Annotated in this window: 19 protein-coding genes and 1 tRNA gene; 2 read left to right on the forward strand and 18 right to left on the reverse strand. The window is 44.1% G+C overall.

Features of this window, described 5'->3' with window-relative positions; genetic code table 11:
* Window positions 1-74 (forward strand) — tRNA-Pro (locus Q1A23_RS10570).
* Between the two features lie 59 nt (window positions 75-133).
* Here Q1A23_RS10570 and Q1A23_RS10575 read toward each other — a convergent pair.
* The 6 genes from Q1A23_RS10575 to Q1A23_RS10600 form a co-directional block, all read right to left on the reverse strand.
* Window positions 134-685, reverse strand: coding sequence for a DUF4136 domain-containing protein (locus Q1A23_RS10575; RefSeq protein ID WP_299822959.1), 552 nt, complete (start codon window positions 683-685; stop codon window positions 134-136).
* A gap of 106 nt (window positions 686-791) precedes the next feature.
* Window positions 792-4,400 (reverse strand): M1 family aminopeptidase, encoded by a 3,609-nt coding sequence (locus Q1A23_RS10580; protein ID WP_299822961.1) that lies wholly within the window; start codon window positions 4,398-4,400, stop codon window positions 792-794.
* On the reverse strand, window positions 4,397-5,308 hold the full coding sequence (locus Q1A23_RS10585; protein ID WP_299822963.1) for an ABC transporter ATP-binding protein: 912 nt from the start codon (window positions 5,306-5,308) through the stop codon (window positions 4,397-4,399). Before Q1A23_RS10585 ends, Q1A23_RS10580 begins: the two co-directional genes overlap by 4 nt.
* A 225-nt stretch (window positions 5,309-5,533) precedes the next feature.
* On the reverse strand, window positions 5,534-6,208 hold the full coding sequence (locus Q1A23_RS10590) for a LytTR family DNA-binding domain-containing protein (protein WP_299822965.1): 675 nt from the start codon (window positions 6,206-6,208) through the stop codon (window positions 5,534-5,536).
* Between the two features lie 62 nt (window positions 6,209-6,270).
* Complete coding sequence (locus Q1A23_RS10595) at window positions 6,271-7,788, reverse strand: histidine kinase (RefSeq protein WP_299822968.1); 1,518 nt, start codon at window positions 7,786-7,788, stop codon at window positions 6,271-6,273.
* Between the two features lie 195 nt (window positions 7,789-7,983).
* On the reverse strand, window positions 7,984-8,376 hold the full coding sequence (locus Q1A23_RS10600; RefSeq protein ID WP_299822970.1) for a hypothetical protein: 393 nt from the start codon (window positions 8,374-8,376) through the stop codon (window positions 7,984-7,986).
* Between the two features lie 287 nt (window positions 8,377-8,663).
* Between Q1A23_RS10600 and Q1A23_RS10605 the strand changes: the two genes are divergently transcribed.
* Window positions 8,664-9,365, forward strand: a complete 702-nt coding sequence (locus tag Q1A23_RS10605; protein ID WP_299822973.1) for an MgtC/SapB family protein — start codon at window positions 8,664-8,666, stop codon at window positions 9,363-9,365.
* A gap of 130 nt (window positions 9,366-9,495) precedes the next feature.
* On the opposite strand, the gene Q1A23_RS10610 is transcribed toward Q1A23_RS10605, so the two are convergent.
* The 12 genes from Q1A23_RS10610 to Q1A23_RS10665 form a co-directional block, all read right to left on the reverse strand.
* Window positions 9,496-10,056 (reverse strand): serine acetyltransferase, encoded by a 561-nt coding sequence (locus Q1A23_RS10610; protein WP_299822975.1) that lies wholly within the window; start codon window positions 10,054-10,056, stop codon window positions 9,496-9,498.
* 277 nt (window positions 10,057-10,333) lie between these two features.
* Window positions 10,334-11,281: a GDP-L-fucose synthase gene (locus Q1A23_RS10615; RefSeq protein WP_299822978.1), complete on the reverse strand. Its 948-nt coding sequence runs from the start codon at window positions 11,279-11,281 to the stop codon at window positions 10,334-10,336.
* A gap of 82 nt (window positions 11,282-11,363) precedes the next feature.
* Window positions 11,364-12,656 carry a WcaI family glycosyltransferase gene (locus Q1A23_RS10620; protein WP_299822981.1) on the reverse strand — a complete coding sequence of 431 codons (1,293 nt, stop codon included), beginning with the start codon at window positions 12,654-12,656 and terminating at the stop codon, window positions 11,364-11,366.
* 394 nt (window positions 12,657-13,050) lie between these two features.
* On the reverse strand, window positions 13,051-13,950 hold the full coding sequence (locus tag Q1A23_RS10625) for a glycosyltransferase family 2 protein (protein WP_299822986.1): 900 nt from the start codon (window positions 13,948-13,950) through the stop codon (window positions 13,051-13,053).
* 72 nt (window positions 13,951-14,022) lie between these two features.
* The gene (locus Q1A23_RS10630; RefSeq protein ID WP_299822989.1) at window positions 14,023-15,672 is read right to left on the reverse strand and encodes a GMC family oxidoreductase; all 1,650 of its coding nucleotides are present in this window, start codon (window positions 15,670-15,672) and stop codon (window positions 14,023-14,025) included.
* Window positions 15,669-16,259 carry a putative colanic acid biosynthesis acetyltransferase gene (locus Q1A23_RS10635; protein ID WP_299822992.1) on the reverse strand — a complete coding sequence of 197 codons (591 nt, stop codon included), beginning with the start codon at window positions 16,257-16,259 and terminating at the stop codon, window positions 15,669-15,671. The genes Q1A23_RS10630 and Q1A23_RS10635 overlap by 4 nt, the downstream gene beginning before the upstream one ends.
* 46 nt (window positions 16,260-16,305) lie before the next feature.
* Window positions 16,306-17,556: a glycosyltransferase gene (locus tag Q1A23_RS10640; protein ID WP_299822995.1), complete on the reverse strand. Its 1,251-nt coding sequence runs from the start codon at window positions 17,554-17,556 to the stop codon at window positions 16,306-16,308.
* 75 nt (window positions 17,557-17,631) lie between these two features.
* Window positions 17,632-19,446, reverse strand: coding sequence for an asparagine synthase (glutamine-hydrolyzing) (asnB, locus tag Q1A23_RS10645; protein WP_299822998.1), 1,815 nt, complete (start codon window positions 19,444-19,446; stop codon window positions 17,632-17,634).
* 120 nt (window positions 19,447-19,566) lie between these two features.
* The gene (locus Q1A23_RS10650; RefSeq protein WP_299823002.1) at window positions 19,567-20,769 is read right to left on the reverse strand and encodes a glycosyltransferase; all 1,203 of its coding nucleotides are present in this window, start codon (window positions 20,767-20,769) and stop codon (window positions 19,567-19,569) included.
* A 41-nt stretch (window positions 20,770-20,810) separates the two neighbouring features.
* Window positions 20,811-22,181: a hypothetical protein gene (locus Q1A23_RS10655; RefSeq protein ID WP_299823005.1), complete on the reverse strand. Its 1,371-nt coding sequence runs from the start codon at window positions 22,179-22,181 to the stop codon at window positions 20,811-20,813.
* 18 nt (window positions 22,182-22,199) lie between these two features.
* Window positions 22,200-23,441, reverse strand: a complete 1,242-nt coding sequence (locus tag Q1A23_RS10660) for a glycosyltransferase (protein ID WP_299823007.1) — start codon at window positions 23,439-23,441, stop codon at window positions 22,200-22,202.
* Between the two features lie 3 nt (window positions 23,442-23,444).
* On the reverse strand, window positions 23,445-24,620 hold the full coding sequence (locus tag Q1A23_RS10665; protein ID WP_299823010.1) for a hypothetical protein: 1,176 nt from the start codon (window positions 24,618-24,620) through the stop codon (window positions 23,445-23,447).
* Between the last annotated feature and the right edge of the window lie 99 nt (window positions 24,621-24,719).

A 24,719-nucleotide genomic window follows, 5' to 3' on the forward strand; every position in this document is an offset into this window, starting at 1 on the left:
CGGGGTGTAGCGTAGCCCGGTATCGCGCCACATTTGGGATGTGGAGGTCGTAGGTTCGAATCCTGCCACCCCGACTTTACAAAAAAAGCCTGCTTTGATCAAAGCAGGCTTTTTTTGTATAAGGCATTAAGCGCTATTTCGGTATTTCATCAACTAGCTTTTGCACCCCCTCACTAATCCGCTTTTGCAGCTTAGCTACATTATCATCCGGCACTACTCCTTCTGCGGCACCTTGCCACATTAGTTCGTTGCGGGCATTATCAACCAGGTGCAACGACAGCGTACCTTGCTGGTATCGCCCCACTTCTACTTCCCTGCTTTTCCAGGTGTAGCGCCGCTGGCCCATGTAATAGGGAGGATCCGTGAGGATATTCGTTTCGCGGGTCTGCACTTTCTCGGCAATCACGATTCCGAGGTTTACTTTCAGGTCTGGCGCAGCGGCATCTTGCTGTAAGCCCTGCTGCATTAGCTGCTGCGTAATCTCTTTTTTAAGGTAATCCAGCTGAGAAGTATAAGGCCCAAGCGCATCGCCGCTGGCATCAACTTCATAAAAGTCAAACGTTTTATAATTGCTTAATTTAAACCCCTCGTCGGCTTCAGTATCTAAAACCCTAATAGGCGAACAGGCAGCTACCAGCAAGTATAAAATGCCAGCAAGTATAAATTGCTTCTTTTTAAACTTCATCCACTTATGTTTTTAATGTATCTATACGCCTTTGCATGCCAAGCGTTTGCACCGGTAGCCCTGTACTGGGGATACTCCTTGATCTGAAACTTTGCCTAAAAACCTGCTATCGCCTTGCTATATCTTTCTGTTGCCTAGCCTCAGAAGCTGTAAGGTACTTTACAGGCTTTATATTATTGTTCATATCGGCATCAATAAGCAGATAGCGTGGGTCGATTCCTGCCATAGCAGGTTTAACCGGTACAGTTACAGAAACCTTTTGCCTGCCTGAGCTGACAAGGTGTTTCTGGAGATACATCAATCTACCCTCCCCGCCATACTTGCCTTGTTCAAAAACGCCAATTTCCACCCATTCATGCATCGCAACTTCAGTCTCCACTCCTGCCGTGTCAACACGCACTTTTCTTAACTGTGCATCCAGCGTTAGTCTCCAATTGCCATTTTCTAGTGGCTTGGCTGTAGCGTCTTTTGTTTCTATTTCCCAAAAGGTGTTTTGTTCCAGCAGGTCAGATAGCAGGTACTGTAGCGAGTCGGGTGTTACAAGTTGCAACTCGCGGTACAGATCCAGGGATGTTGGCAAGGGTGGCTTGCCTCCGCTATGCTTCTCTGAAAAATTACGAAGGGCAACGTTTAACCGCTCCGGCCCCACGTACTCCCGTAATGCATACATGGCAAAAGGCCCTTTGCGGTAACCCAGAAAATAATCATTGGCCCGTAGTAAAGGTACATCTGCTTTAGAGCGAGGCGTTAAATACGACTCTCTCATTACGGTAAGCAGTCGCCAGAGGTGCTCCTTCCCATGTACTGCTTCTACAACGCCTAACCCATTGTACCAGGCCAGACTTTCAGCCAACAAAGCTGCACCTTCTGCATTAGCAGGCACTACTTGATGGCCCCACCATTGATGCGCTACCTCATGGGCCACCACCGCGAAGGGCATGTCAAAATCACGATAATCTGCGGCAGCGTTAAGTAAGCCCAAACCTTCTGTAAAGGCAATGGTGCCTGCGTATGCAGTAGCGCCTGTACCTGAACTTGGATACTCCACTAACCGCAGCTGCCGGTGCTGGTAAGGGCCAAAAAGCTTGGTATAATAATCTAAGGATGCTTTCATACTTTTCTCCATGCGGTCCAGGTTTAGGGTATGGCCGGGGTGGTAAAACATTTGCAATTGCACATTTCTCCAGCTGGATGTGCGTACAGCATAATTTGCCGAAAACAAGCCATAAAGATTCAGGATTGGCACATCCGTCTTATAGTGGAAATAGCTTCGTCCGTCTTTCAGCCATTGCTTTTGCAATACACCAGGTGCAATGGCTGTTTGGCTCTGATCTGTACTTAAAACAGCTTCAAACCGAATGCGCTCCCGCCCTAGCATGTTTTCGCGGGCAGCGGCATTGTAAAGCGATGAAGCAGCCAGCCTTGGCGGCAGTTGGTGCAGTTTCCGCTGCTGTGCGTTGCTAAGTTCACGGCTTGGTTGATAGCCAATGGCAGGCATTCCTTCGTTTTTAACAAAATAGCTTCCGTTTCTGGCTACAGGGCTACTAGTTCCGCTATTTTTGATTCCCTTTTCCTTCACCACCAGCTCAAAGTTCATCTGGATAGAGTCTTCGGGTTGGAGGGGGGCTGCAAGTATGAAAATGGAATGGCCTAGTTTAGAATCGGTATGGATTCTTTTGGCTTTCCTGTTAAAATGCAGAACAGGTATGTCAAATTCAGTTTCGGTGGCTACATGTATGGTGTCTATGGTTGTTTTGGTCCTGTTCTTAAGTATATACCGGCCCTCAATTTTTGCCTTGCGCAGCTCCGGGTAAATAGCTGCATTTAGTGCAACTGCCGTTAAGGTTGGTTGTGGTTTATGCCTGTACTGGCCGTATAGCTGCTCATACGCCGCATGCAGTTTTAGCTTTTCTGCAGTAGTATAGTAGCTGTTGCGGATGTTAGTGTTGTAGAACACAAAAGAGCCAAGCGTGAAAATCAAGAGCGTTGCCGCCGCTGTTACTTTCCAAAGTATGGGCGTCTGTCGCAAACCTACCAGCCTGTAGCGCCAGGCAAATACAGTTTCGTAGCCCCGCACCCAACATATCCTGGCGATAACGGCAAAAAGTATAGCCCAGGCTGCCCAGTAAAGCTTAAACCAGAACCAGGCATTAACAGAACCATTGAAACCCGCCATTTCTGTATAAGACCAATCAGGGCCCGCGCCATACACCAGTAAATTATGTTCCAGGCCAAGCTTGGCAGGGTAAATAGTATAAAGAAAAGCCAGGAAAACAACCATGTGGCCAACATACTTTTGATTTACAAGCACGTGCACCACCATGCCCATAACGGCAAACAAAAGGTAATCCACAAGCTGCAGCCCGAAGAGTATGCGCAGGTACAATCCAATCTCAAAGTAATGGTAATCCTTTATGAGCTGAATGATCATGCCTGTTGCCAGCAGTACGGCCTGTGTAGCTAAAATAAGAAGCGTTAAAGCCAGGAACTTACTCAGCAGCAGCAACCAATCAGGTAACGGCACACTATCCGTTAGATCATGCAGGCGGGCATCCCGCTCTTCCCAGATAAGTTGCCCGGCGAAAGCTGTGATAAGTGCTATTACAAAAATGCGAAAGGTAAGGTAGTTTAATGCCGAGGATACACGCCCAGTAGTAGGAACAACCGGAATATCAAGTGCTCCTGCAATGATTTCTACCAGAATCATACCGATGATAAAGGCCGCTGCAAGTATGAAGACTCCTCCCCAGCCAAGTATAACGCTTTTAAAATAATGCACCGACAGGTACAGCGCCTGCTTTAAGCGGGCTGTTGCGCTGAAGCTTTGCGGACTGGCTGGCATTTTAACAACAGTAACCGGCCCTGGTGTAAAAACAATCGCCTTTCTGTGAAAAATGCGCGCCCACACATTATCTGAAACCACATAGGCAAACCTGAAACGTAAGTACGTAAACAGCAGCGCTAAAAGGGCTAAGGCAAGCCAGAAAAGGCGGTTAAGGAGCAAGGGCGCCAGGCCAATCAATTCGGAGTTTAACTTTAAAGGTGTAGTAGTATTCTTCAGGGCCTTTAGCAACGTAAAACCAGTATAGTCCAGCACTTTGGCTAACTCCCATTTACTATAATATCCTGCAATGATTTCTTCTATCAAAAAAGCAGATAAGAACAGCACCACTCCTGCCATGAAACTTGCCATGGCAAACCGGCTTTGCGCTGCCACCGAAAATAAAATCGCCGTTGAAATGAAGGCATTGGGCAAGGCCAGAAAAAAATAGGCTTCCAGGTAGGTAGCCAATCGGAAAGGCCCAAGTATGGATGCCTCCACACCTGGCATAAAAACCAACAGCATCAGCCCAAGTATAACTACCCCCTGGTAAAATACTGCGATGGCAAACGCAGCTAAAAACTTTCCACCTAAATAAGTAGCTTTGCTGATGGGCGAAGTATAAACTAGTGCCTCCATCCGTGCCTGTGCATCTTTGGTTGCCGCATTGCCAGCTACACCTGCAACAACTAACAACCCAAACAAAGTGGCAAACGAAATGGCAGCTGCCACCATGACCGGAGCGTTAAAATTCACATCTCCGCCACGTGCACTTACCATAAAATCTGAAACTAAAAGAAACGTACAGCCAAGCCCTGCCAGCAAGTATAGCCACGTAGACCACCGGCACAGTTGGTAAGCTAGTTCAAAGCGAAACATCTCCCAGAACTTCATAGCGCTACCTCCTCCCTTGCCTGCTTTGCCTGCTGCTTGTTGTGGCCGGTCATGGTGCTGAAGTAAACATCTTCCAGGTTGGGCTCTGCCGGTGTAAAGTCATTGCCGGGGTTGCCGTTGCTGAAAATGCGCACCACACAGCGGCCACCAAGCAACCTCGTGGAGATTAGCGCGTGGGTGCGTTCTAATTCGGGTAAGTCCTCTTTATCAATTACACGCCGCCAAATTTGCCCTTGTAGTTCTTCTGTAGCGCGTAGCGGTTCGTCTTCAAGTAAGATCTCCCCTTTGTTGATGATGGCCATGCGGGTGCAGAGTTCTGAAACATCCTCTACTATATGCGTGGAAAGTATAACTACGCTGCTCTCCCCCAACTCGCAGAGCAGGTTCAGAAATCTCACACGTTCAGAGGGATCCAGGCCGGCTGTAGGTTCATCCACGATGAGCAGCTTAGGATTACTTAACAAGGAAACTGCTACCCCAAAGCGCTGCCGCATGCCACCAGAGTAGCCGCCCAGCTTTTGCCTGCGCACATCCCACAAGTTTGTTTTATGCAGCAAGGCCTGTACCACTTCTTTGCGAGCAGGGGGGTTCATAATGCCTTTTAGTATGGCAAAGTGGTTGAGCAGGCTTTCGGCTCTTACATTGCGGTACACACCAAACTCCTGTGGCAGGTAACCCAGCGACTCGCGTAGTTTATCCTTCTGTTTTACAACATCTATATCTCCCAGGTAAATACTGCCTTCATCCGGCTCCTGCAGCGTAGCCAGTATCCGCATAAGCGTTGATTTACCGGCACCGTTTGGTCCAAGCAAGCCATACATCCCTGCAGGAACAGTCAGGTTAATATTTTTAAGCGCCTGCACCCCATTGGCATAGCTCTTCGATACATTTCTGATAGTTAACTCCATAGTTTTAAGGTTATGATGCTGGTGATAAACAACTTACAAAGGATAAGGAAGATTATTTGCCGCATCAATTAAAAGTGATGAACTGCACTAAAGATGTGATGAGCTAAACAGGGAAGTATAAAGTATGAGAGGGTGCTTGATTTTAGATTACGGCAAGTATAGCACACGAAAAAGCCGCACCTTTCAGGAGGTGCGGCTTTAGAATTAACACAAACAAACAATCTTTTAATCTAGCTGTAACTGTTGCATAAAAGATGCCCCAACGGGTACAGCGTTTCCTTTAATGCATACTTGGTGGCGCTCTATTTTGTCTATTTTATTTTTGGCCACAACATAAGAGCGGTGCACACGGGTAAACTTATCTTCTGGCAGCATATCCAGTAATTCGCCCATCGTCATGCGCGAGAGCAACTTTTTGTTTTCCAGTATAAAAGTGATGTAGTTACCGGCAGCCTCCATGTACAAAATCTCTTCGAAGTGCACCTTTACTTGCTCATACCCTGTTTTCAGGAAAATGTAATCTTTTTGGGTTATAACATGGCCACGCAATTGCAAAAGCTCCTGCGCTTTGTTGCAGGCTTTAACAAACCGTGCAAGTGAGAAAGGCTTCAGCAGGTAATCCACAGCATCCAGCTCAAAACTTGTAACGGCATGCTCTGAGTAAGCCGTTGTAAAAATCACAAGCGGCTTTTTAGGCAAGCTTGTCACAAACTCAAGTCCTGATATGTCTGGCATTTTAATATCCAGGAAGAGCAGGTCCACCGATTCGTTCTGCAAGTACTCCAGGGCCTTAAAAGGATCTGTAAAACAGGCCTGCAGCTCCAGGTAAGGCACCTTGGATGCAAGTGACCGCACTACCTCCAGCGCCATTGGCTCGTCGTCTATTGCAATTGCTCTCATACTTTCAGCTATACTCCAATATAAGTAATTTTTAAAGTATAGGCTATTAAATTCGCTTTAGTTTACAGTTCTATTGTCAGGTGCACAAAAAACTCCTCGGCCGTTTCCCTTATCATCAGTTCATGCTTGTCTGGGTACAACAAGGCAAGGCGTTGCTTTACATTTACCAAGCCAACACCAGATTTATCTTTCTCTGTGTCCTGCTCCGACTTTGGGTGTGTGCTGTTGTATACATCAAAGTATAGCTTCTTCTTATCGCTGTGCATCGTAATCCTGATCCACGATTTATTTTTGAGGCTGATGCCATGCTTAAAGGCATTTTCAACGAAAGGGATGAGCAGCATGGGGGCAATAAATTTATCGTCTATCACATCTTCAATCTTTGTTTCGATGATGATGTTGGGTGATGCTGAAGTACGCAGCAGTTGCAGGTCGATGTAGTTCCGCATATACTCTACCTCACGTGAGAGCAGTATCTTCTGCTGCAGGTTTTCGTGCAGCATGAACCGCATCATATCGCCCAGCATCTGAATACCCTGTGCGGTACGTTCGCTGTTTTCCTGGAGTGCTGTGCCGTAAAGGGTATTAAGAGCGTTAAACAGGAAGTGTGGGTTTATCTGGGAGCGCAAAAAATCCAGGTTTGCATTTGACTTGCCCAGCTCCGTTTTTAACACATATACCTCTTCGCTGCCTTTTGCCTGCCGCTTATACAGCATCCAGGTAGCAGGAACTGTCACGAACAGCTGAAAAAGAGCGTTAAAAAAGCTTATCCCAAAAGCAGATTCCTCATCGCCGATGAGCAGCATTAACAGTAGCGCGACTGGCAGAAATGCCAGCACAAGTACCAGCAGGCTCTTTAGCGCATAAGCCATAAAGGGTTTCCTGGCGCTTAGCGACTTAGGGATAAGAGAGTAAAAAGAAACGGTGTACAATAACAGCGCACTAAGCGATAGCAGGCCCCAGGCAAAGGTAATTTCCTCTCCAATGTTTATGATCAGCAGCAGAAAAACGCTTACCATCCATAGTATAAATGCGGTCAGCACATCACGGGTAATCATGCTATACTTTGCCTGTATAGTACTCGAGTTGGCTAACAGGTAAAGGCCTACATACTTTATAACTGTATAAAACCCGATTATCAGCAGCAGCCTGAAAGCATAATGGAAACTCTGCTGAAATATAACCTCATACGTCCGTTGCTCTGAGTCGAACCGTGAAAACAAGTGTGCCCTTGTGTAAGTATCCAACACACCATTTAATATACCGAGCAGCACAAATGTGAGTAATACCAGGAAAATATTAAGCCACAGTACTCTTTTAGCGATGAGCCTGGGAATAACGACAAAGTTCATGAGCAGGAACGCCAGGTACAGGATAACATACCGGAACAACTGCGGAAAAAAGTAATGCTCGTAATAGTGGTACACAATGCCTTCGTCATCAAAAGCATGCTTGTTCGGGCTAACGCCAGTAGAAAGCGAAAACAGCGCGAAAACCAACATGGTAGTTGCTGCCCAGAACTCCACTTTATTCCGTTGGATAGGCTCCACTAAATAATTTTTAATTGCAAGGTCATTCATAAATCAATGATAAGAGAAAGGGTTGATGATTGGTAATAAAAGTGATAGAAGGTTTATATTTTGTGACGAATTGCAGCCTCAGCAACCTACACCTGCTGTTGGCTGAAGCCATACTTTGCAGCTGCGTGTGAGGTTTTGCTGCTGCCTGGGATAAATTGGCAGGTGTTTTGCCAAGGAGCGGCTTGAGGATCCTTTTCAATTTTCTGCCAACTGTATAACTGCTGCTGCTGCAAACTGTAGTGCAACAGAGGCCATACTTGCTATTGTTGCAGACACACTACTTGCATCCGCTTGATCCGCTGGTACACCGTTGGCTTTATCAAAATAGGTTGCTCCAGGTATACTTCTGACTGGCTTCTCCCCTGCTACACATGCAGCAGTTACCACCTTGCTTGTTGCTGCTGGTTGCATCAGGCTAAATGATGTATCTGCAGGTAAAGGGCTTATACTTATATGTTGCGTTTTAAGTATGTTGCCCCAAAAAACTACAAGTAACCCTACTGCAGCTAACCAGAGTCCCCGCTGATAAAGCGCTTTTATACTTTGGGTTGGTGCATGCCATGCCGATGTACACATACTAAATCTCATAATGATAAGCCATCGTTTTAAAATCCTGAACTGATTATGGGCAAGATTAAGCAGCTTACCGATCAACAGAAATTAAATGTGACGGACAGTTGATAAGAAGTGATGAAAAGAATTTCTATGTGACGCAGAAGTATGAAAAAGCCGATTAACGAGCACAGCTATACTTTTTGCACGATGGATAAGGCCAAATTCAGGACTTGACCAAAAAGGCATTTAATTAAATAAAGAAACCTAAACTTTAAGAACAGAATGCAGTAAAGCTTATGTAATTTTTACCACATACTTTCATGGATTGGCTTTTTCTAGACTCAACAGATATTACTGTTACCAACATTGTAATACGCATACTTCTAAGCGCAATACTAGGCGGCTTACTTGGCCTGGAAAGGGAAAGCCGCCGCCAAAATGCGGGACTAAGAACACATATTATTATTGCTGTTGGCTCCTGCCTGCTGATGCTGATCTCTGTTTACATACCCCAGACTTTTTCTGCTTACCCTAACGTAGACCCGGGCAGAATTGCAGCGCAGGTAGTATCTGGGATAGGCTTTTTGGGTGCAGGAGCCATATTCAGGCTTGGGGGCAGTACACATGGCTTAACCACAGCTGCCACTATCTGGGCTGTAGCAGCTGTAGGCTTATCGGTTGGAGTGGGTATGTATGCCGCTGCTATTATCGTTACAATGCTTTTACTTTTTGTACTTGCTATACTTGATAAAGTAGGAAAGAAATTTATAACTGGCGGCTCTCTAAAAACTTTGAAGGTGAACTTTCAATCAACAAAAATAGAGACGAGCAAAGTGATCTCCATACTTGAGAAGCATGACATCATCACGAAAAACATCAACATTGTTCAGTCTAAGAACAAACAGAACTCCACGATTAAACTTTATGTTTTTGTGCCCGAAGGACTGCGTTTAAAGCAGTTCTATAAAGACATGAACGAGCTGAAAAATGTAGGCCAGATATCTTTGGGTCAGGACTTTTAGCAATCTGACTTTGGTTAGCCCCATCTTAACCACGAATGCCATAAATAGAAGCGACTGCCTTTGTGCCAGCTTATACTGGTTTAAAGACAACCGCTTCTGTTTAGGGCTTCTGGCTTACGTAAAAATTAAATTAATTTAGTTCAAGCGCGTTCGGCAACATTTCCATTTGTGTAGCAGGGCTTTGTTCCAGCGGCTTTATCGTTTTGATCACCCTGGCTGGATTTCCTACAGCGATAGAATTATCTGGAATATCTTTTACTACCACAGAGCCTGCGCCAATTCTGACATTGTTTCCTATTCTCACTTCACCTATGATACATACATTTGAGCCCAGTTCAACATTGTTACCTATAATTGGTGAGCCAGAGTATGAACCGTCTTCACGCCTTATGTTACCAAGCGTAGTAGAGTGCCTGAAAAAACAGTTATCACCTATAATAGAGCAGCCGTTTACAACAAGCGCCTGCCCGTGGCCTAAGTAGAAGTTTTTTCCAACCTGCGTCCAATGCGGTAACTCAATGCAAAGAAACCACTCTACAAACACCTTGTAAAAAGCAAGGTATGGAAGCCAGATAAGCCTTAATAATTTATTGTTTAAAGAAGCAGGGCGTGCTAAACGGAAAAGAACCATGACCATGCGGCCTTTAATATTGCCTTTATTCGCGGCCCAATCCTGAAAGATGTAAGACATACTATACTTGTTGCGTTTATTTAGCTGTGACTTACGCTAACTGTTGCGCCGGCGTTGCAAAATTGCCTGGTTAGGAAAAGTATAATTGGGTTACGCTACCCAAGTATAACATAGCAATGCTTTGTAGCAAATCCAGGCACCAACTATAGCGATGCCTTTATCCTGGAAACGCAAAAAGGCAGTACCGGGTGGCACTGCCTTTTTGCGTATTTAAATTATGTTCAAGAAGCGAATTCTTTCTTTTTGCCAAAAATGAAAGAATGGCCGCATTGCTACATTAGTATACTAACTCCCTGCACCACTCCATCTCTTTTACCTCTTCATAGGTTTTGTAAATGCCCTCTTCTAACGGGGTCTTCGCTTTCCACCCCATCGAATTTAACCGGGTTACATCCATCAGCTTGCGAGGTGTGCCATCCGGTTTGCTTGGGTCTGTTACTATTTCCCCTTCATAGCCAACTACTTTTTTGACAAGTTTTGCCAATTCAAGTATAGATATGTCTTCCCCTACACCAATATTTATTACTCCAGGCTCATTATAATGGTGCATTAAAAACACAAGCGCCTCCGCCAGGTCATCTGCATGCAGGAATTCACGCTTAGGGCTGCCGCTGCCCCAAATAGATACAAACGGATCGTTGTTATTACGTGCAGCAACAAACTTACGCATCAGGGCAGGCAAAACGTGTGAGTTTTGTAAATCATAATTATCGTTTGGCCCATAAATGCTGGTAGGCATCACAGATATAAAGTTGCAACCGTACTGTTCTCTGTAAAAGTCGCAAAGCTTTATTCCAGCTATCTTGGCAATAGCGTACGGCTCATTTGTAGGTTCGATCTCGCCCGTCAGAAGATACTCCTCCTTCATGGGCTGTGGGCAAAACTTAGGGTAGATGCATGATGACCCCAGTAACATCAATTTAGTTACATTATTCACATAAGCCGCATGAACCACATTATTCTGGATCATGAGATTGTTGTAAATAAACTCGGCCTTATAGGTGTTGTTTGCAATTATACCTCCAACTTTTGCAGCAGCTAAAAAAACATAGTTCGGTTTTTCTTCAGCAAAAAAGTCATTTACCTGTTTCTGGTTTCGTAAATCTAACTCCTGAGATGTTCGGGTTACAATATTGGTGTACCCCTCTTTTTCCAGAAACCTTACTATAGCCGAACCAACCATTCCTTTGTGGCCTGCTACAAAAATTTTGTCAGTTTTATGCATCTCTATAAATAATATGAATGTTAGAAACTCAAGAAAAGGTAACGTAACAATAGTAATCTTGCTGTGCTGCAAACTACAGCCCTTATATCTGGTTGATTGCAGGTTGCTGTATATGCCTGATTTTTTGAGATTGCTTTACCAGGCATGCTTTCTCAAAATTCATCATGATTTTAGAGATGGCCAGATGAGACTCGGCATACACCCTGGCATTTTTAGCCAATTCTTCTGTACTTTCTGTTATTGCCCTTAAAATGCCTGCATTAAGCGCCTCCTGGTTTTCAGCGTCTACTAATATGCCCATATTGTGCCTCTCGATCAGCGTATGCATACCCGAACCCTTATTAGCAGTTACCAGGGCTAAGCCCCCAATCGCAAGAACGGTGTTAAGTTTTGATGGCATCACAAGATCACCCGCATTTGCCTTCTGTACGATGAGATGTACATCAGCCATATTAAGGAACTGGTTAAATTTCTCGATAGGCTGTAGCGGCAGAAATACTACATTTTGTAATGCAAGCTTACTTGCCATTTCCTGCAGTTTTTCTTTATAAGGTCCTGATCCGCAGATCACAAACTTCAGGTTTTTCAAATTATCATACTCCTTAGCTGCATAAAGTATGGTCTCAATACCTTGCTTCTCACCGATTGCGCCAGAATAAAGTATAATTTTATCAGTAGCATTAAAGCCGAACATCTTCTTTAAGCTAGCTTTATCACTTAGCGGGTGGAACAGGTCCAGGTCTGTTGTATTGAAGAATAAGGACACATTCTTCTTTGCTTTCATTCTGACTTTGCGAGCCATCCCTTCACCCACACATGTAACTTCATCGCATTCATCAAAAATGAATTTTTCTAGCTTAAATAAGGTATTAATGGCTTTTTCTGATTTAATCATACCTAAATCGCGTGCTGCTTCAATTTGCATATCATGCACATGGCATATCAGCTTTGCCCCTCTTATTTTTTTGTAAATCATCCCTAATAGTCCAAGTGTCACCGATGGCAGGACTGTCACAACAAAGTCAAACTTCTTCTTGGGGAGTAATATCAATAGCATGAAGAAGGCTGACACCAGAAACGAAAAGTCAAGTAGTATTCTTTTTATACCTGAGGGCTTACCCGGCACATACATCGGGCACCTGTGTACTGTTAGCTTACCTCCCGACTTAAAGTGCTGCACTTCGGTTTTATACCAGAACCTGTGTTTATAATATGGCTCCTGAACCTTCCAGAACGGGTAATATGGATAAGATGCCAAAACAGTACATTCGTAGCCATTTTTTGCTAACCATTCTACTTGCTCTCCACTATACTTTCCAATGCCAGTAGGCTCTGGATAAAAATTATACCCTATAAAAAGTAATGTTTTTCCCATATTTTAACACATTATGCACTCGGTAAACCACCCAGGCTTAATTACATTCAAATAAAAATTATTGTACAACCTCTGTTATGAGGCAGTATAGGTTCTGATAACACAGAGTACAGTTATGTAGCGTATATATGTTATTGAACTAATTCGTATGATGACAGGACTTATTAGCCTTACCTAATAAATTATATGATTTTTTATATAATACTATTTTATTTAAACAATGTTTCAGATTAATATATCTTTATTAAATATTTATTTTATTATAAAAACTTAGGCTGAACATAGAAATAATAATAACAAATTGTTTACATAGCATTAGGCCAGGCTGTTGAGCTACTACAGGCACTACTTGTAAAGATCTAAAGCAATGATACAATGAAACTTACGGTATAGCTTAAAGTGAAATTGACTCCTCGATATGAGAAACATGCTTTTTAAGAGAGCTGTGCTTATTAGCTTTTGTATCCTGAGAGGCAGCACTTAAACTTTTCAAGATTCTGAGCTCTCGCATTTTAATTTGAATCAGAAACTCGTGGTAGGCCATATTAACACAGTATATAAAGCCGGGCGCTCCTTCTAAAAAGCCCAGGTTTATGAAGTAAGCATGCAGGAACCGTAGCAAAGGCCAACCAGGCATCTTGCTTAGCCACGATTTAAGGGCCGGGTTGCGGGTGCTTGCATGCTTAGAGAAGATGTTTTTAAACGGCGGCGGTGAAAACAGTCGTGCTACCGCCTCCTGCTCCGAATACTTGTTATGCCTGTCCACCCATTGCGACCAGCCTTTTGAAAAGCTAAAGTGCAGATAAGGTTCTTTAATATATTTGATTTCACCTTCTACCAGATCTTCTTTTTGCCCGTGGCCAAAGTCTTTAAACCTGGCTTTACCCATTTTCAACAACCTGAATTGCCACTTCGGAAAATTATCGCAGTTCTTTAGCCATGTTCCCTCCAGCATCATCTTCCAGCAGCAATAAAAGCCAGCTGTTTCCTCATCAGCATCTAAAATAGCATCGTATACCGCATCTCTAAATGCATCTGTCACAACTTCGTCTGCATCCAGAAACAGTATCCATTTATACTTTAGCTCCAAAGTATCTAAGGCAAAATTCCGCTGCTTGCCAAAACTCTCAAAAGGGTTGTAACTGACAATAGCTGCATAGGCATGGGCTATCTCTAATGTTCTGTCGGTACTACCCGAATCAAGTACGTGTACATCATCGCACCATGTTAGTGATGCAAGGCAGGCAGGCAAATCCTGTTCCTCGTTTTTTGTAAGTATAACAACTGAAACCATATGAACTTTATTTAAACAGGTGGTCGCAATAAGATTTTCCGGGTATGTACATGTAGAGGTAAAAGCAGCTTTTTATGATGCCGTTAGATGCTTAGCCAGACGCACAGCAAAGGTTCCTAACATAAAGGTTGGGTTTGCTTGCCCTGAAGTTGGAAAAACGGAACTGCTACAGACATAAACATTGTCCGTGCCCCATACTCTTAAGTTTTGGTCTACTACTCCTTTGTCTGGCGAGGCTGCAATTCTGGTAGTGCCGGTCTGGTGCAATCCATCTTTTGACATAGCATAGATAGCGGCTGGCAGTTGCTCCTCTGTATACCAATACTCCAACTCTCCGCACCCGCACGCTCGCAGCCATTTATCTAACGTTTTGTGCAAGCTGATTACAGAATTGACATCATCATCAGACAAATTGTAATTTATAACGAGCGATTCTCCATCAACACCAAGGCGCATGCAGTTACTAGCCCTTGGAGTTTGCTCAGCATGAAAATGTAATGCGTATTTGTTTTGATTGTTGAAGAGAAATATGCCAGGCAACTTTCTTTTAAGGCAGTATCGCTTATAAAAAATGATAGCAGGTATCATTAAAGATGCCGGTATACTTCGAAGTATATTCCAGATATGATGGTCTAATTTGTTAACTCTCCCTTTCGTGATGGAATGTGCAATAGCCGGAGGAGCCAGTTTCTTGCCGATAAAGGGCATCAACATAGCTAAATACATGAAGGACATGGCACCACTACGGTGAGCAGGGTCATAGTAAAGCGGGTTATCCAACCATATCGCCGTATTCAGAAGGTTATGCTTAACAAGATAATCAGAGGTAAATTGAAAGCGCCTCCTTATATAAATGCCTTCTTCATCTACATCGAATCCATACTTGGTGTTTAGGGGATTCCCGTAAAATTTAACGGACGCAATTTTACCGGAAAGATGCCCCTGATAATATTTACCAAGTACGCCGGGTGTTTCTCTAAGATTTTTGAAAAGCTGTGGGTTGCGTAATAAAATCCGTGTAGTCTCCTGCGCTCCGGCCGCCAGCACAAATTTAGCTGCCGTAATCCTATAACACTTTTGTGTAATTACAGACCTAACCAGCAACGCACTTATACTTCCTGTCTGCTCCGGGAAACTAAAATCTCTTGCTTCTACAGCCTGAATAAAGGTAAGATTTTTTCTCTTTAGGATTTCTTTGCCATACTTGGTTCCAAAGCGGGTAGGAATACTCCACCGCTCAACTACTGTATCAGTAACCACGCCCTCCTGAAAGCCCTCTGCAATTCGATGACTTCCTAAATCAAGGGAGTTATGTAAGTTGAATTCTGCTTTGCCACAATCAAAATAAGAAGCAGCCTGGGAAGTAAATGTAGTAAGCTCTCTGAATAAGGAAGTATCCCATGTGCAGCCCCCTTGAAGAATCGGCCGGTCAGTAAAATCAACTTCATCATACATGACACACCTGCCACCCCAGGTAGTAGACGTGCCCCCTAAGCCTTTGTTAGTACACTCGTAAGGGCTATGATGGTTAACAGCGTTATTTATACTTATTGAATCATCTAGTGCATTCTTTGCGGGTTGCCCTTTATAGCCATACTCTAATAGCAATAGTTTTTTTGTGGGGTTAAGCCGTGTGTACTCTAGGGAGAAGACAATTCCGGCAGGCCCACTTCCTACTACGCATACGTCATAGGCCTCATGGCATACTTGTTCTATATTCATTGAAAGAGCACCTCGCTTTTTTCTGCCAAAAAATTATGACGCTCTTTAACGGGCATAGCCGGGTTGCCTGCATATACTGTCCAGGGGGCCAGGTTCTTGGTTGTTACTGAACCTGCTCCCAATACACTCCCTTCTTTACAACATATACCCGGTAAAACAATTGCTCTTGCACAAATCCAGGTATAAGGCTTTAGCACAATCTCCTTCATAACATAGGTAAAATCTGCACTATTGTAATTGTGCGTTGCCCCGCAGAGGTATGCATCCTGCGAAACGATGACATGGTGCTCTAACCTCACACCGCCAGGATTATATATCTCAGCACCTGGGCCTATACTTACAACGTCATGTGTTTCAAGTAACCAGGGAGCCCAGATTTTGCAGGTAGGATAAACAGTATTGTTTTTACCTATTGATGCGCCGAAAAGCCTCAGCACAAAAATTCGCCAGAAATGCATTGGCCTTGGAGTCCATTGGCAAAGCAGAAGCCAAGCCATGTTCCAGATACCGCGCCGTATTCTATGAGAAAGCGGGAACACCGGCCTAAGATGTGCATCTGGACTATTGGGATCATGCGGTGTAAACATAGTATAAACTTAAAGTGATGTTGTATATAAAGATTTAGTTACAGCACTATGAATTTCTTACTGCCTCCAGAAGCCTAAGTACATTTGGGCCAATAGAAAAGTGATTTTCATAGGTCTCCCGAGCCATACTTCCCATTATCAATCTCATCTCGGGGGATAAATCCTGCCAATCTGCGAGCATCTTAAAAGTACCATGCTGTGTATTTGCGGCTACTATGCCGCCACCAGCAGCTTTAATTTCCCGCCAAATGTTAACTTGGTCGGATATAAGAACGGGCTTGCTGCAGGCTAGCGCTTCTACTACTGCTATGCCGAAGTTTTCCTGATGGCTTGGCAGCACGAAAGCTTCGCAGCCATAAAAAGCTCCCCACTTACTATCACCGGTAAGCATACCAGGAAAGAAGATCGAATGCTGGAGCTCTGGTGTAGCCGAAGCCAGTTGCTGCACATACTTACCATAAGCCGTATCAAGACCTGGGCCTGCAATAACTAATTTCGGAAATTCAACATCATTGTCAGCTATAGTTTCTCCTTCATCATATACTTCTGCAAGCCTGTGATTAACCCGCGATTCCAGTAGCTTAGCATAGGCCTTGATAAGTAAGTCAACGCCCTTTTTATCATGTATCCTACTCAGGAAAAGAATGTAAGGGCTATCAGCTACTTGTGGGCATTTATGGCTGAAAGCATCCTGCATAGCCTTGCTATATACTGGAGGCTCGGTGATACCATACCCTATGTTAATGGCTCGCTTTGGATTGTATGGCCTGAAAGGCTGCCGTGCCAATTCTAACTCTGCTTCGCAGGTAAATAAAACACCGTCTGCCTTATTAACAACGTGCCCTTCTATCAGCTTCCAGTAAAGCCAGTTCCTCATAGCTTTCAACTTTCTGCTCTTTGCTTTTTGAAAGTAAGGGTCCAGCATACCATGGGGCATCACAAATACTTTCGGTATATTTTTACCAGTATGCTTCTGACTTCTTAACTGCGCGATTGCTTTTTTTACAGCGTAACCGTGATATTGCCAGAGGCCATGCACTATCACCGCATCAAAGCGGCTTAAATTCTCTAAAAGCCAGGGCATCAATGTTGCGCTGTAGTACCAGGAGCTTTTGCCAGGCCCTAGGGCATGAATCTTAAATGGATCTCTTTTGATAAAAACTTCATCCGGGCTATCTAAACATACAACCTCATTTTGCACGCCTATCTTCTCCAGTTCGGGTATAGAGTTGCGTATACCCTGGCAAGGGCCACCCTTAGAAGGATTCATACTTCCGATTACTCTTAGTATATGCATCTGCTGTAGTGGGTTAAATTGTAATGGAGCAGTTTATACTTGGCGCCAGCATGGCCAGCTGTTATTAGTTATAACTTAACTCCCTGAAATTACTCTTGCGTTTTTTTGTGGCACTTTTTTGCTTGCCAACCAATGCCCAAGCACACACCATTGCCAAACTCTGGTCCAGTGGGTGCCGCCATCTACAAAGCTATCGTACTGCTGAAACGGCTCAGATAAACTTAAATAGTCTGCTGCCGAAGCTACGCCATCTTCTGTAAAGTCAGCCAGCGGGCCGCGCATCCACGCATCCATGGGTAGCGAGAAGCCTTGCTTGGCTCTGTTGTAGACTTCTGGTGGTAGCTCTGCTCGAAAGGCATCTATCAGTAAGGGCTTGATGCCTTTACCTTTTTTAAAATTCTGCGGACAATGCATCATTTCCTGCACCAGGCTGTGGTCTAGAAAAGGCACCCGGATTTCAAGCCCTACAGCCATACTCATTTGGTCGCTATCCCGCAGTAACATCGGAATCATATACTGTTGTATCTCAGCCCAAGAGATCATGCCCATTGTATCCAGGTATTGGGGCGCTGGTGCAGTTTGTGGCTGTTCAGCACTAAAACCTAAGGCGTTAAGTTTAGCTACAGACATAAAACGGCGCCTGTTAACTGTAAGCTCAGTTGTATTGAAGTTCTTCAACCCCTCAAGTTTATCTTTCAGAGACTGGGGCATCAATTTTATCATTTGCTTCCTTATCGGAAAGGGAAGTAAACCAAGCTTATGTAGTATTGGCACATCTTTAAAGCTGGGATAGCCGCCAAACAACTCATCGCCACCAAGTCCGGATAAGGCTACTTTTAATCCAGATTCTCGAACTGCTTTGGAAACAATGTAAGTGTTTATGGCATCTACCGAAGGAAGGTCAAGTTTTGCGACGGCCTCCATTACCCAGGCAAGACAAGTATCTTCGCTAACTTCCAGCTCGCAATGTTCAGATCCTGCCTGCCTGGCTACTTTTCGGGCAATATTTCGTTCATCATGTGTTGCCTGAGTAAATCCTACTGTAAAAGTTCTCAGGTTTTTTCCTAATGTTTGCCCCGCCACCAGCGCCACAATACTCGAATCGATTCCTCCGCTTAAAAAAGCGCCTACTCCTACATCTGAAATCAGGTGTTCTTCAACTGCTTTTGTAACCAGCTTCTTTGTTTTCAGCACGTAATCCTCCCGCCTTTTTATGGCAGAAAATGTCCGTTTTTCATCGGGCCACCACCTCCCTTTACTTATTTTCCCGGAGCCATCAATCGCCATCCAGGTAGCTGCAGGCAAAGCATATACACTCTCGAAAAGTTCTCCGCTGCCAGGTAAACGGCCAAAAGCGATATATTCACTTATACTTTGTGGTGTAGGGATACAGTTCTTTGCATCTAATAAAGGCCTTACCTCAGAAGCAAAACTAATTGCAGTATTATCATGCTTGTAGTATAAAGGTTTTATACCCAGTCTGTCACGAACCAACACAAGCTGCTCGGTAACAGAATCATAGATTGCAAAAGCAAACATCCCTTTTAAAAGCGGTAATGCTTCTAATCCTTTTCTGGCATAGAGTTCTAGCAGAGTTTCGGTATCTGAATATCCACGCCATTCTACAGTTGGCATTAAAGCACGCAACTCCAGGTGGTTGTAGATTTCACCGTTAAAGGTTATAGTATAGCGCCCCTTGGCATCATGCATAGGTTGGTGTCCTGCTGCGGTAGGCTCAAGTATAGCTAACCTGACATGCCCTAAATAGACATTCCCTTTACTGTTTAGCCACTCTCCTCTTCCATCAGGACCACGGTGCCCGATCATGCCTAAAAAAGGACCTTCCTGATCAGAACCGCTCAAATTTACATGACCAAGTATACCGCACATAGTTAAATATTAAATAATTATAGTTCTATAAAACGCATACAAATACATAATGTTATATATTTTAAAGTATTAATTATAATTTATAATACATTATACTTAATATATAATTTTTAATGGTAGTTAAGCCTGGACGGCAGCGTAATGCTGTATAAAATGCTTGTCCGTCTCCAGAATAGTGTGGTAAACTTCTTCGATTCTTTTTAATGTTTCTGTTGTGCTAAACCTTTGCGAGTTTACAAGTCCTTGTTTTACTGCGAGGTTTAATTCTATTTCAGAAAGGTGCACTACATTATCTAAAACGATGGCTGCATCTGAAGCCCATTGTTTAGCTTGATCTTTATTTGCGGGACGACGGGGTATGTAATAACCTGCTTTGGCTGCAACTTCTGTCATGGGTGCCTCATTAGTTGTTATAACCGGGCACCCAGAGGCCATTGCCTCTGCAATCGGCCAGCCAAAACCTTCAGCCAGCGAGGGGAATAAAAGCACTTTTGCCCCAGTATAAGCTAGTTTAACCTGCTCATCTGCTAAACCGACTAACCAATGAATATCCCTTTTATAAGAAGACTGCTGTTGTAGCGCCAATAATTCCGGTGACGGGTTATGGCCCACCATCAGCAGAGGAACTGCCGAGCTGCTGCTTTCGCGCCAGGCATTATAAATTTCCAATACGCCAATTCGGTTCTTATACCATTCATTTCCGCCTACATGTAGTATAAAACCATCTGTTAAATCACATCTGATGTGTTTGCCAAGTATAGCTCTGGACTCGATTCGGTTTAAAGGAGCAAAATCTCCGTTTAGTCCATTATAAACCACATCTGAGGACACAGCAGCAGTATGCAGCAATTTATGTAGTTCCTCACGTGTTTTTTCAGATACAGAAATAAAGTGTTTTCCCTGTGTATATCCCTTTCGTATGTAGGCCTGGTATAGCTTACCGGTCCAGCTTGTGGGGTTTTCGGGCACGTGCCCAAGTGCTGACAGTTGCGCCAGGAAATCGTGGCAATGTATCACATGCTTTCTTTCTGCTACCAAAGGTACCCATGGCCCTAAGGCATGATCTGTAAATACAAAAAGGGTGTCTGCACCATAATGCTTTAAACGCTTGCGTACTTCCGCTGGAAATATAATGTACTGGTCGAGGTAGCCAAGCCATTTTTTTATACTTGCTGGAGCTGGCAATCGGTTTAACCGTGGCTTAGGCGCCCATACTTCTACTTCGTGGCCACTCTCCTTCATTCCCTCAGCCAACATTCTGGTAAAGCGCGGCATGCTTTGCGAGCCAAGAAATGTCGGGTGCGAGAAGAATACGATTTTCATGTTTCTTGATTAAAGGTAAACCATTTAGGTATCTGTTACTCTTACTTGCCAGCTGGTGCCGTTTCGGGAACACGTAAAGCAGCCAGTATTAACCCTACTATGAACGTGCAAAAACCAAGTGATGTAGGCTGTGCCCATTGCCCCTGCGGAAAAACCATTAAGCCGAAGCTCAGCAACATCCAGGGCAGTATATTACCCAAAGCCATCTTCTGGTAACATGCTATTGCGATTTTAATTATCAAACCCACACGTAGACAAATTACCGCAATCCCCATAAACGGACCTAGCTCCCCAATAATCCGGGCCCACTCTCCTTCAGCAATCAAATACTTAAAGCCTCCAGCCAGCAGCATACTGCCAACGTTTGTCCCCATTCCTATTCCAAATCCAAAAAAAGGTTGTTCAGCAGAGTCAGTTAGCGCGCCAACCATTCCGCCAAGGTAACGGTCCAGTAAAACGCCTTCTAAGCCGCCCTCTATTTCGTTAGCTGTTTCGAAGCGGTTTGTAAATGCCCCGGTGGCCGTCTGAAAAAAGCTTGTGCCACTTAATGCAACCAAGGCTAATACAACACATATGCCAGCTCCTATCAACCGTCCCATATACTTGGGGTTCCGGGAAGCTGCCAGGCCGGCAAAAACAACAGATACCCCAACATGAAAAAATAATGCCCGGCTGATGGAAAAAGGTATTGAAGCCAATAAAGCGATGGTAGCGCCAATAAGTAGTGCCCGGCTGATACCCTTGGGGTCTATCCAGTAGTAACACACAAAGCTTGCTACAAAAGCAAAGAACATCGTGTTGCCGTTTGTGAATGAAAATGTGCCGGGTGGTCTGAAATATCCCAGGGCACCGCTAAAGCCTGCTCCCTCCATATCGCCACCTACCCCCCTGTTTACCCACGCAGATTGCGGGCTGAAGAACTGCAACCCGATAAGAACCGCCATGGGAATGGAAATCCATAAGGTTATCTTGCCTAGCTTTAAAACATCTTCCTGGTTAAACACCCTGCCAATAACAAATATCAGAGGAATTTGAATAATCAAAATTCTGGCACCGTAAATGGCAACAGGAAAACTGCCATGCCCTAACCCTACTGCTGTAAATATGCCTACTAAGCCTATCAACACCATACCAGACATGTACACATTCTCTGGGAGTATTCCCTTTTTCCAGGCAGATACAACGAGCCATAAAGCCAACGGATCCCGGATGATAAGCAATGGAGTAGCAAGTTCAGGTAAAAACCACTTCCTTAAAGCCCCCTCAAAAATCAGCAGAAGAAAATAAACCCATATCCCCTTCCTTAGCAAGCTGTTTGAGTCTGCTAAAGAAAGATCGTTAAGCTTTTGCAACTGCTGTACATTGTTGGGTTGAGAGCGCTTATCTAAAAGTATGTTATTAAAAGTATGCATGCAGGTAGTAATAAATTGCTACTGATGTTTTAATATAGCTTCTGCCAATTCTCTTCCGTATACTTCCCAGGGCCTGGCTTGTGCAGTAGCCATTGCAGCTTTACCTGCATCAATTACAGCCTTAGGTTGGTATATAAGCTTTTCGATAGCTGCCTGAAGCGCATTTGCAGATCCCGCCTCCACTAACCATCCATTGTGTTCGCTTTCTATAAAGTCTGGCCCAGCTGTACGATCTGTTGTTATGACTGGTGTTCCCTGAGACATTGCTTCTGTAATTACAAGCCCAAACCCCTCAAAAAGGGACGGAAAAACCAATACATCATGTGCTTTCATAGCATTCAATATTTCTGCGTGCGGCAAACTTTGAATCCATTTATGCTTCGTTAAAGCAAAGTTCAGGGCCGGGCAATTATCATTTATTTTATTTCCAATTATTGTCAGCTCAACATAGTCTTTTAAGGCATCCACAGCAGAAAACAACTCTGCTATACCTTTACGCTGGGAGAGACCGCCTACAAAAAGGAGCTTTAAGCGCCGCCGCATCGAGAAATTGTGATAATCGCGTTTAGTTGCCACAGGCGGAAATCCGTAGGGTATAACTTCGATGGGCGCCAATGCACCAGGAAAATCCTTCAGCGTTTCGGCAGTAAACTGACTTGCAACAAAAATCTTGTCTGCCAGCCGTAATTCTTCATCTTTAAACGCATGCTTTAGAGCAGAATCTTGAAAACTGACGAGCGTAGGCTCCCATTCCGGCTTAAGTATTCGCTCATTTTCCAGAAGCCGCATCGATGCACGCCAATACCCGATTGGCAGATCATAATTACATTTTAAGTTAAGTCGTTTTGCTTCCCTAAAAGAGAACTGGGCACCATCTTCGTAGGCATAAACAGCATTTACACGAGCTTTTGAAAGCCGATCCAAACGTTTCGCTACCCTTTTATCTAAACTTTGATAAACTGCATCAACACAGAATGCGCCCGTTTCATGTTTAGAGAATGAGTTGATGCCTATTTTACCCGCTGCCAGTCTACCCATTTCACGCCAAGGCCAGGTTTTTGTAATTGGTTTGAGAACCGGGTCGAACTGCCTTCTCCGAATCTCTGCAAGTGGACCGATGGTAGCGAATCTATCTAATAAACTTCCAGGAAAGGAGGCAATGGAAGTATGAAACTCCGACAAAAGGCCTGCCTGCGCAAATCCTTTGGCGGCTGCTCGAACATTTGCATTGCCCGTCGGGTGTGAGAAAACTAACTTCATACTTTAAATGGCTACACTTTTGGAAATCAAGATATTGGGCGGAGTTACTTCTTTGATGCTAAGCGAACAGAGAAACTGCATGGCAACCTTTGAAAGGTCGTTGTTAACTATATTGCAATTGCTTCCATTAAAGCATCTTTCCAGAATCCCTTCTTTATATTCAATTATTCCGGCTGGCAGTTTCAGGTCTTTTATTCCTCGCGGAGTCCATGGCCTGGCTACACAGAGAACTGGTAAACCATGTGCATGCATAGCTGCCACTACGCCACTTTTCTCTATCTGTGCAAGGGGTGTAGTGGCTATACCATAAGTTGCACTACTTAAAACCTCAGAGATTACTTCCGGAGACTGCTCCCCTAAAACATCGAACTTTAACCCTACAGCATCACATAGTTCAGTCCATACTTTCTGCTCAGCGCCGCAACGTCCTATAAAAGTCAGCGCAACTTTCTTATCATACTTAGCAGCATATTGCATAACTTCCTGTACAAAGCTTTTTACAGGAGCACCTGGCTGAATAGAAGCAAAGAGAACGAGCGAAATTCTTTTTTTACCTCCCATACTTTGCTCCCGGGCATGGAGGGAGCCATTGCGCTGCACTACCGGGATGTTAGAAAAAAGAGGTAAATGAGCTGCATTAAAACCTATCTTTTTAAGCTGAGCCAGATAAAGCTGTGTTTGTGTGTGTATACCACTAGGGTTAAGTTTTAAAATCAGTCCCTTTATAAGCCGCTGCTGCACCAAACCCCATCCAAAGTGTTTTTTAGGTGCTTCTTTATCCATTCCCACCCAAAGCTCATGAAACATGATGTGCCAGGGCCTTCCATCTCCAATAATAGCCAGTTGAGTGCCTAAACCAAATGGCAGGCCTTTTCGATGAAATGCAAAGGGCACATACTGCAGACTTATAAAATCTGGGTCGAAGTCTGAGATCCATTCTTTCGCCAGCACAGTTCTTTCCTTCACCGGTAACTTAGCTGCCAACCTCAATACAGGCACCTCAATTTCATAGTCGAGTTGCGAAGTGGCTAACGACTTATGATGGTGTATGTCGCAGAGTGCTATTAAAGTAGCCGCATGCCCCTGCCTGATTAACTCCCCTGCCAGCCTTCGGGTATAATCCCCAACACCATCACAGCCTGGTTCTAATGAGCCACAGATAAAAGCAATCTTCATCATTCTTAACTAGCATTTTATGTACAGGGAAGTATAACCTCTATTGGTTTACCGTTAGCAGCCCCGGCAATTAAACTGAATATAGTAAGGCATAAAAGAGGA

Source organism: uncultured Pontibacter sp., assembly GCF_947492645.1.
GTDB lineage: Bacteria > Bacteroidota > Bacteroidia > Cytophagales > Hymenobacteraceae > Pontibacter.